11 protein-coding genes are annotated in these 8,337 nt (G+C 56.7%); 5 read left to right on the forward strand and 6 right to left on the reverse strand.

Annotated elements, in window-relative coordinates; genetic code table 11:
* Window positions 1-134: 134 nt before the first annotated feature.
* On the reverse strand, window positions 135-467 hold the full coding sequence (locus tag HX884_RS24375) for a hypothetical protein (RefSeq protein ID WP_008321410.1): 333 nt from the start codon (window positions 465-467) through the stop codon (window positions 135-137).
* Between the two features lie 153 nt (window positions 468-620).
* Here HX884_RS24375 and HX884_RS24380 point away from each other — a divergent pair, with 153 nt between their 5' ends.
* Together HX884_RS24380 and HX884_RS24385 are read left to right on the forward strand one after the other, a co-directional pair.
* Complete coding sequence (locus HX884_RS24380; protein WP_008321409.1) at window positions 621-872, forward strand: hypothetical protein; 252 nt, start codon at window positions 621-623, stop codon at window positions 870-872.
* Window positions 873-884: 12 nt separating this feature from the next.
* Window positions 885-1,139: a hypothetical protein gene (locus HX884_RS24385; RefSeq protein WP_008321408.1), complete on the forward strand. Its 255-nt coding sequence runs from the start codon at window positions 885-887 to the stop codon at window positions 1,137-1,139.
* 30 nt (window positions 1,140-1,169) lie between these two features.
* Here HX884_RS24385 and HX884_RS24390 read toward each other — a convergent pair whose 3' ends face one another.
* Complete coding sequence (locus HX884_RS24390; protein WP_044704828.1) at window positions 1,170-1,688, reverse strand: hypothetical protein; 519 nt, start codon at window positions 1,686-1,688, stop codon at window positions 1,170-1,172.
* A gap of 773 nt (window positions 1,689-2,461) precedes the next feature.
* Here HX884_RS24390 and HX884_RS24395 point away from each other — a divergent pair.
* Together HX884_RS24395 and HX884_RS24400 are read left to right on the forward strand one after the other, a co-directional pair.
* Window positions 2,462-2,725: a hypothetical protein gene (locus HX884_RS24395; RefSeq protein WP_000072676.1), complete on the forward strand. Its 264-nt coding sequence runs from the start codon at window positions 2,462-2,464 to the stop codon at window positions 2,723-2,725.
* Window positions 2,715-3,014 (forward strand): type II toxin-antitoxin system RelE/ParE family toxin, encoded by a 300-nt coding sequence (locus tag HX884_RS24400; protein WP_009365129.1) that lies wholly within the window; start codon window positions 2,715-2,717, stop codon window positions 3,012-3,014. Before HX884_RS24395 ends, HX884_RS24400 begins: the two co-directional genes overlap by 11 nt.
* A gap of 61 nt (window positions 3,015-3,075) precedes the next feature.
* Here the strand turns inward: HX884_RS24400 and HX884_RS24405 are convergent, their stop codons facing one another.
* Window positions 3,076-3,453, reverse strand: coding sequence for a hypothetical protein (locus tag HX884_RS24405; protein WP_008321415.1), 378 nt, complete (start codon window positions 3,451-3,453; stop codon window positions 3,076-3,078).
* Between the two features lie 69 nt (window positions 3,454-3,522).
* Here HX884_RS24405 and HX884_RS24410 point away from each other — a divergent pair, with 69 nt between their 5' ends.
* Complete coding sequence (locus tag HX884_RS24410) at window positions 3,523-3,702, forward strand: Rop family plasmid primer RNA-binding protein (protein WP_032934837.1); 180 nt, start codon at window positions 3,523-3,525, stop codon at window positions 3,700-3,702.
* Between the two features lie 27 nt (window positions 3,703-3,729).
* Here the strand turns inward: HX884_RS24410 and HX884_RS24415 are convergent, their stop codons facing one another.
* Genes HX884_RS24415 through HX884_RS24425 form a run of 3 tightly spaced genes read right to left on the reverse strand, consistent with a single transcriptional unit; the run spans window position 3,730 to window position 6,959 of the window.
* Window positions 3,730-4,260 (reverse strand): hypothetical protein, encoded by a 531-nt coding sequence (locus tag HX884_RS24415; protein ID WP_044704832.1) that lies wholly within the window; start codon window positions 4,258-4,260, stop codon window positions 3,730-3,732.
* Window positions 4,261-4,266: 6 nt separating this feature from the next.
* Window positions 4,267-4,998, reverse strand: coding sequence for a replication-relaxation family protein (gene mobC / locus HX884_RS24420; protein WP_008321412.1), 732 nt, complete (start codon window positions 4,996-4,998; stop codon window positions 4,267-4,269).
* Window positions 4,998-6,959, reverse strand: a complete 1,962-nt coding sequence (locus HX884_RS24425; RefSeq protein ID WP_044704830.1) for a type IV secretory system conjugative DNA transfer family protein — start codon at window positions 6,957-6,959, stop codon at window positions 4,998-5,000. Before HX884_RS24425 ends, mobC begins: the two co-directional genes overlap by 1 nt.
* Between the last annotated feature and the right edge of the window lie 1,378 nt (window positions 6,960-8,337).

Below are 8,337 nucleotides of genomic sequence, written 5' to 3' on the forward strand. Positions count from 1 at the left end.
CAGTTACCGCCCGGTTTCGGCGAGTTTGCCGCTCGACGAACCCGAACTAACCCGCCTTACGGCGGGTTTTTTCGTTTACAGAGCAAGAGATTACGCGCAGTGGTAAACGATCTCAAGTGGATCTTTTTAAGATCCTACAGAATCCGGGCTTGCGTGCCATCAGGATACGTCACGGTACAACCTTCAGTCAGCACGCTGACCCACAACCCGTTCTCCAGCCGGATTTTATGGCCTTCCTCAGGGTTCGGATTGAACTCATCGCCGGTACCACCGCGCCGGGTCAGACAGCCCGCCACCGCCAGTCGGTAAATGGTCGTCACCGGATGCGCATGGCAGAATGCCTCCTGCTCCTCAATCAACGCGCGTGCTTCATCGCTCATCGCAGCCAGTTGTTCAGGAGTAAAAGGTGATTGATCCATTCCGGCCAGAATCTCCGCGGTCAGTTCATTGGTGTACTGCTTCTCCATACTAATTTCTTGTACTTTAAATGGTTAAAATCACGCCATCATACTCATAATCCTGACTTAACCAAAACTCAGCCGCTTGAAAAAACGCCACAAAGACCACATTTATAAAATGGGTAAGAATGCCCGAAAAATATCGATGGGAAGGAAAGCAGAATGGCCTTAGTACAGAAAAAAACGCTGAATGAACTGGCAACAAACGCCAGCGATGACTTCTTCGGTAAGCGATTTTCAGCCGGAGATGAAGTTCCACACTCGGGGATCTACAAATGCACGAAATGTAATCGTGAAGTGACGGTAAATGCCCACTCCAGAGACAATACATTTCCGCCACATTACCCGGAAAGCCCGTGTAAATCACCGACGTGGAAACCCTATGTCATTGCAGACACAAAAGCGGAATGGTGAAGGAGCTAATACATGAACTTTAAGCAACTCATCCCCGCACAGGACTGGTATTTTCGTCATTTTACCGACCAGTCTGATTATCCGGTGATCGTTTATCAGCTTGCTGCATGGGCACTGACTGAGGAAGGAAGCATTACCGGCCTTGTGGCGATATACGATCCGAAAGAAGGCAAAGCAAAACTGGTGACACCACCGCCGGTAAAAGGGAACTATCTGCACCGAGATCAGCTGACAGATGAAGAGCTGGCGGCATCCAGAAAACCTTAAAAATAAAGCCCCTGAGGGGCTTTACTGGTATCAGCTTGCAGGGTGTGCGCCTGGCGGCGGTGTACCGTTCGACCGGGCAACATTGCGTAACAGCGCCAGTATGCCGTCTTCACCAAACTCCTTGTACAACCGACTCATTTCCTTCTGAGCATTGGTTCGCTTCTGGCTGTTCAGGTTACGTTCGCACTCTTTCATCATCTTTTCCGGCTCTGATTTCAGCCTTGCAAGATCGTCTTCATCGATACAGAAAGCCGCCTGCTTTACCGCACCACCTACATCGGCCTTAGTCGAAATCGTTCTGGCCGTAACCGGCAGATATTTTTGCTTAAGCGAATGGGCCACGGCTGACGCACGGTTAACACACAGATCGGCCGTAATGTTATAGCCGGAAGTGGTCACGACGTTGCCGTCACAGAGCGCCGCAAAAGTACACAGGCTGGTTTTATTTAGTTTCTGGATTAACTCCAGCATAACGGTATTACCGGCGAAGTGATTCTGGAGCTTATGGCGAGCAATTTCAGGAGGATACAGATCGGTTACTTTTTGCATTTATAGCACCTGTTTACAGAGGATAAATAACAGGTGACGGTGTCCGGATGAGCCTTCGCACATCAAAAAACTGTGAAAAATGCCTGGCAAGTCGGTACCAAGTTACTACATAATGCAGCACCACTTGACAAACGCCCTAATCGGGCGTTTGTTGATCAGGTAAGATTCAGTTTTCGCGAACTGAGTCACCGGCAGCTATCAGAATCCTTAGTTTCTCAGGCCGAAGATCTGATAGCTGCCTCGTTTTTCACTGACAACCTCACGATCATCAGAATCCCTTATTCTACCCTATTCCATAAGCGCACACATAGCTTTTTTGCTGATCTTTCGCGCTTGATTTACAAGGAAATTACCTGTCGGGTAGATGAAATTAGCAACAGCGCTATCAGATGACGCTAATGTTAAACTCATGTTTAAACATACAGCGAAAAGTTGACGCAAAAATCGTCAGCTGGATGCCTCACAATCCCGTCATTTACCATAACATCCGTTGCCCGCACCCCCTGAGAGCCTCTGAGGGCATTTCTGACGGGAAACCGATAAAACAGACAACAAACCACCCGCAACACCCCCGGAAACGCGCCGGATAAATTGTACCTGAACGCATGGCTATGCACGTAACTGCATGGCATGGGATTTGACGTAAAATGGATGCCGTAAGCCCTTTTTTACCGACTTTCTGCTTCATCAGCCTGACTGACACGAGCATATTCTTTCAGGCCGCCTCCTGCTAAACTTTTTCATATTGCCGCATTAACCCGGGAGGCTCCGCAATGAGCAACACGACACACTACGAAAACGCCAACTTTCTTCGGGAACTGGCTGAAAGCCTGCCCCGCATACTGCCGGAAGGTGGCCCGGACAAAGCTGCGCTGTTGCAGCGCCTGGCTAACGAAGAACTGGCCCAGGCAGAGTATGAAGATCAGGTTCGCGCCAAAGTGACCGCCGCCCGTGCTGACACGCGTCCGGGCATGACCACGGAACAACTCCGCCAGCGCCTGCATGGCCGTTATCAGGAACTGCGCGATGCCGTATGACGTGGAATGGAAGCAGGGAGCCATCGAAGATGTAACGACACTGTTTGACTATATCGCGGAAAATTCATCGCTGTGGGATGCGCAGAACGTTACCGACCGGGTTCTCGCTGCTGCGGACAAACTGGCGGACTTCCCGCGCCTCTACGAAGTGGACTCACGTTATGGCGAAGACGTTCGCCGGATCAGCCTGATGGGACAACATGTCCTCTATGAAGTGGACGACCCCGCGCAGAAAGTCCGGGTTCTGGCCGTGGTCGGCCAGCGCCAGAATCCCCATACCGTTCGCTAATAACCGGTGACAGGGGCGCAATTCATTGCGTGCCCGTCGCCGGTTGGACAAGCGCAGCGCGTCAGCGTTTTCCCCAATGCCACCACCGGCGCGGCGTTTCGGCCGGTGTCTCTACGGTCTCCGGTTTGTGTTCCAGCAGTCTCATGGCCTGCATTTCCTGCCGCAACCCGGCCACCTCCTCCCTGAGTGCTTTTATCTCCGCGATCAACGCTTCAGAGGCCGTTTTTTCAGTCTCATCTGGCAGTCTCAACCCGTCCCGCTCGTGAGTCTCACCCTGTCTTAACTCACCGTACACCCGGATAAGCTCGCTGGTATCCACAACCCGACCGCCATCAGCCTCCGTCCGGTATGATACGCGGCCTTTCGCCATATCCCGGTACAGGGAACTCCGGGCTTTCCCCGTCAGTTCCGTCGCCTGTCTCACCGTCACCCACGCCATTGTCTCACCCCGCTATTTTTGAGACAGTATACCCGACTGGCGCACACCATGCCCGGAAGGGAAAAAATCATGACGAAGCAGGAAAAAACCGCCCTCAACATGGCAAAATTCATCAGGGATCAGTCGCTGCTGTTGCTGGAAAAGCTGAACGAGCTGGACATGGACGACCCGGCCGACATGTGCGAACGACTTCACGAGGATGCGGAAAAACTCTGGCTGGTAATGCGGGGTAAGCTCGGGGAAGAATAACAGCACCGGCATGGCCGGTGCTGGCGTTTATTTTTTGCCGAACGGCCACCACCGGCGGGCGGGTTTATCCTCCGGCAATACGGGCACCGGCTCGTTAAAATACCGGCTGTTATACTCTCGCATCAGCTCCGCTTTCAGCTTCTCGTTCACCGCACTCTCACCGTGCCGCTCACTCACCACGTCAATCATCGCGCCGATCTGCTCCGGGGTGTACTTCCCTGCGTCCAGTACCTGCACGCCGTTCTCGATGGCGAACTGCTCAACCTTGCGGTAAAGATAATCACACAGCTTCATTCCGGACGGTTTATCACGTTCCCACGCCGGATTTTTGCCGGTGAAGTAATACGTGGCTTTGTCATCGCTGTTCAGCCGTTCGTGATACATGCCGATAAACTTCATCATCGCCAGATGCTGGGCCTGATCTTCAAACCGGAATACATATGCCCCGGTCTGCCAGGCCATGACCGCCATGTCTTCCAGATGCTCGCTGGTTGGCATAATGCAGCGCTCGCCGTCTTTGTCTTCCACATCCTCAATAAAAACCATGTACAGCGCCATAATCCCTCACTCTGTTGTCATAAATTTAAAGCACGCGAACAGCCTCTCCCGGTCCAGTTCCGCCGTTTTGCGGGCTTCGCCGGTCTGCGGGTTCACGATTTCATCCACCGCCAGAATCGCCCGCTGTACCCGGACAAGCGTCGGCCGGTCGGGGCAGATGTACCAGATTTCATCGATGCCGTTCGCCTTACGGTTGAACAGATACCCGGACACCACTTCCTGATACCGGCGACGGCTCTTGACGGTGCGCTCCACCTCAAACGCCACCGTTTTACCGTCCAGCTCTGCCAGCGCATCCGGCACCTTCATACCTTTAAGACTCAGGCGGTGCAGGGTGCGCCAGCCGGTGGCCCCTCTGGCTTCCATATCAAGACGCAGGGACTGCACGGCCAGCCGGTGCGGCAGCTGCGCCGCCGACACCCGCGAGGGCTGAAACGGAATAACGTCCGTCAGCGGCTCGTCCTCGTCGAACGAGAACGCCACGCCGTGCGGGGTCAGCCCCCACACGCTGACCTGACGACCGTCAACCGGGTATTTCGCCCGGGCCAGCAGTCCTTTCGCCACCAGGCTGTCCAGAAAGCGGTAAACCGGCTGCACCGCCCCGATCCCCAGCAGACGGGCTACGGTTTCAGCCGTCGAGCAGAGTTCGTCCCGCAGCCACCGCAGGACTAGCCGGGTTTTCTCCGCGTTCCGCGCCTGTCGCTTCGCGTGGCTGACGTTGTATTGCTCCAGAGCCATCAGTACAGCCCCGCAAAATCATCGTCACCCGGGCGCTGCCGCACTGCCTCAGCCTGGTACTCCGCCAGCGGGTCCGTTTTCGCCAGCACCGGGAAGGTTTTCAGCGGAATTTCCCGGCGATCAACCCGCAGCGGGCTGCTGAACGCCAGCCGCGCCACGCCCAGCCCGGTCATGACCGCGAACCCGTCCGGCAGGTGTTGCAGGGTGTTCACGTCGAACAGCGGCCGCGCTTCCTTCTGGATGAAGCTGTCCCCGCTGATGTGCTCCACGTTCCCCGCCTCCCGGCTGGCCCGGCGGCGCTCCACGTCCACCCGGATTTCCCCGGTCTGTCCGGCCGCCCACTGCGCGGACTCCTGGCTGGCCGCGCGATAGAACCAGCGGATTGGCGTGTTATCCAGTACCGTGGTTTTCACAAAATCAGCGGGCAGATCCTGCCCGCACTGGCCGAAGTCGCCCAGCGACTGGTGAGCCAGCAGCAGGTTACAGTCCCGGCTGCGCAGCGTCCCCAGCGCGTTGAGTACGTACTTCGAGAGCAGATATTTGATTTCATCGAGCATCACGCTGACGTGCGGCCACGCGCGGAACTCGTCCCGCGCAATGATGATTTGCGCGCAGCGGGCAAACAGCATTTTCTGCACCCGGATCACCGCCTCGTCGTCCATCGATCCGATGACGTACAGACAGCCGCCGCCGTTGATAATCCCCGCCACATCAATACCGGAATCCGTCTGCAGGACGCTCAGGTCCGCGACGTTCTCCAGCTTGGTGATCAGCCCCTTCACGTCCTTTTTCAGCGCCTCCGGCAGCGCATACGCCGCCGCCAGCACCTGCTGAATGTTCGCGCCGTGCGGGAACTGCTCCGCGATAAGCTTCGCCGCTTTCTGCTCGCTGATGCGGTAGTGGTCGGCCACATCGCCGGTTTCCGCCAGGTTAAACCCGGCAACCAGCAGATTTTTCAGTGCGTACTGGTCAAGGTCGCGGAACAGGTTCAGCTGCGCCGGTTTCCCCGGCCGCAGGTCCAGCAGGGTGAAGTCCGGGCAGTGCGCCCGAAAGACGTGTGGCGCCCATGCGTCGCCTTTCGGGTCGAAGTACACCACCGCATCGCCAAAATCGCGCACGCAGCGGATCAGCGCGTTGGTGGCCATCACGCTCTTGCCGCTCCCGGGTAGGCCGAGGATCTGAATATTGGTCTTGCGCCACGCCTCGCGCGGAACCCGCACCGGCTGGCCGTCCTCGTCCTTACCCAGGAACACCACCTGCTGCTGCCGGGCCTGCTCCGTGGAAAAATCGGCCAGCGCGTTGACCGGCACCGGCTCCCCGAAATGCAGGTGGCGCACGTCAGTCATTTCGCCGGTGCGCTGGCTGCTGCGCCGGCTCTCCTGATTCAGTTTTGCATTGACCGCCTCGTCAGCGGCCGCAAAATGACCGTCAAGCAGCAGGAATGCCAGTAGCCGCGCCAGAAGTATCCCGACGACCAGACCACCGGCACACCAGGCTATCCCGAACAGATTAGCGGGTTGCAGCAGGTAATAATCGGCATTCGCGTAGTAGCCCGGACGCAACACCGTTTCTCCCCAGCTCTCGATAAACACGGCGACAACCAGCCCCCCCAGCAGAACCAGACCGGCAGCGCCGGTCAGCCAGTACGCGTAGTTCCAGACATGTCGACGAGCCCTGACCATCCGCCCGGGAGAATCCAGCGAGGCCAGCACCGAAAATGGCGCAGCCCTGTCATTATCGCGCTTATAGCGATCGGCATACTCCCGCCGCTCCTTATGGCTCAGGCCCACAAAACGCATCCGTCCGGCCCAGAGTTCAGCCAGACCGAAAAACAGGCCGATAACCAGAAAAGCCCCGGCCAGACCGTAATACTCCCGGTACAGCCAGCTGACCCACGGGTAAATCTGCCGGGCCAGCTCCGGGATATGCCACTGCCAGGCAAGCGAATCCGTATTCAACATGCAACCTCTCTCCTACAGACGACGGATTTACCGGCGTGATGCGCAGCCCATCTGCGCAAGCTGACGACATGCCCCAAGGCATGGCGGCGGCGTTCACGTCCGTGGTGAAAGCGTTCAGCGCTCGCCACGGAGGCCAGCCTCTTTCCGCCCCATGCGGAAAAGGCGCAGCCCCGGAGGAACAACGAGCACGCCCACAGCGTGCGAGAGGAAAAGGCGGCACCCCAGTGCTGTCTTTTCCGGTGTTCCGGCCCCCGTCAGAGTAAGCGACAGCGAGCGGCTGACCACCCATAAAATCAGGAGCAGCTTTGCTGCTTCGTCAGGTGCGTCCAGCACCGTGGATTTTTGTGGGTGGTCAGGCGTGAGCCTGACGGGGGCCGGGTGAATTTCTGGCGTGACCGGCGTCCAGCCGGGCTAAGACAGAAAGAGGGGTAAAGACGCTGCGTCGGTGGCGTTCAGCCAGCGTAAGCAGGGGATTTACCCCTGAAGTCAGTCCCGCCCTAGCGGGGATGACTTGCATTTCTCCGCAAGGAGAAAAAGAAACAGAGATAGGTTAACGTAAAATGTGTATCAGAAAACCGACATACTTCACCTATCCTGATGATTTATCGACAGGGAACAGAAAGGCTTTAATCAGGAGCAAAATGTCACATCAGCGCGTCCGGTGGCCGTAGGCAAAAACGGGAGATATTGCGCCTCCTCGCTCACTCGGTCGCTACGCTCCGGCCGTGAAACTGCGGCGGGCGCTGCGGACTCACGAGCAGGGCAAACAGGCATAGAGAGAAAATAATACGAAGCTGCGCCGGTGGCGTTTTTCCATAGGCTCCGCCCTCCTGCCAGAGTTCACATAAACAGACGCTTTTTAGGTGCATCTGTGGGAGCCGTGAGGCTCAACCATGAATCTGGCAGTACGGGCGAAACCCGACAGGACTTAAAGATCCCCACAGTTTCCGGTGGGTCGCTCCCTCTTGCGCTCTCCTGTTCCGACCCTGCCGTTTACCGGATACCTGTTCCGCCTTTCTCCCTTGCGGGAAGTGTGGCGCTTTCTCATAGCTCACACACTGGTATCTCGGCTCGGTGTAGGTCGTTCGCTCCAAGCTGGGCTGTAAGCAAGAACTCCCCGTTCAGCCCGACTGCTGCGCCTTATCCGGTAACTGTTCACTTGAGTCCAACCCGGAAAAGCACGGTAAAACGCCACTGGCAGCAGCCACTGGTAACTGGAGTTCGCAGGAACGTAAGAGTGAAAAAGTAACTTTTTCGCTTGAAGAAGCCAGTTTGAAGCAGCTAAACTGACTGTACTGTTTTGGTGACTGTTCCTGCGAAGATCAGTTACCGCCCGGTTTCGGCGAGTTTGCCGCTCGACGAACCCGAACTAACCCGC

The organism is Enterobacter sp. SECR19-1250, from assembly GCF_013391025.1.
GTDB lineage: Bacteria > Pseudomonadota > Gammaproteobacteria > Enterobacterales > Enterobacteriaceae > Enterobacter > Enterobacter cloacae.

Excerpts from the sequence above, each read along its gene's own strand:
- HX884_RS24375 (WP_008321410.1), bottom strand. The coding sequence starts at position 467 with ATGGAGAAGCAGTACACCAATGAACTGACCGCGGAGATTCTGGCCGGA.
- HX884_RS24380 (WP_008321409.1), top strand. The coding sequence starts at position 621 with ATGGCCTTAGTACAGAAAAAAACGCTGAATGAACTGGCAACAAACGCC.
- HX884_RS24385 (WP_008321408.1), top strand. The coding sequence starts at position 885 with ATGAACTTTAAGCAACTCATCCCCGCACAGGACTGGTATTTTCGTCAT.
- HX884_RS24390 (WP_044704828.1), bottom strand. The coding sequence starts at position 1,688 with ATGCAAAAAGTAACCGATCTGTATCCTCCTGAAATTGCTCGCCATAAG.
- HX884_RS24395 (WP_000072676.1), top strand. The coding sequence starts at position 2,462 with ATGAGCAACACGACACACTACGAAAACGCCAACTTTCTTCGGGAACTG.
- HX884_RS24400 (WP_009365129.1), top strand. The coding sequence starts at position 2,715 with ATGCCGTATGACGTGGAATGGAAGCAGGGAGCCATCGAAGATGTAACG.
- HX884_RS24405 (WP_008321415.1), bottom strand. The coding sequence starts at position 3,453 with ATGGCGTGGGTGACGGTGAGACAGGCGACGGAACTGACGGGGAAAGCC.
- HX884_RS24410 (WP_032934837.1), top strand. The coding sequence starts at position 3,523 with ATGACGAAGCAGGAAAAAACCGCCCTCAACATGGCAAAATTCATCAGG.
- HX884_RS24415 (WP_044704832.1), bottom strand. The coding sequence starts at position 4,260 with ATGGCGCTGTACATGGTTTTTATTGAGGATGTGGAAGACAAAGACGGC.
- mobC (WP_008321412.1), bottom strand. The coding sequence starts at position 4,998 with ATGGCTCTGGAGCAATACAACGTCAGCCACGCGAAGCGACAGGCGCGG.
- HX884_RS24425 (WP_044704830.1), bottom strand. The coding sequence starts at position 6,959 with ATGTTGAATACGGATTCGCTTGCCTGGCAGTGGCATATCCCGGAGCTG.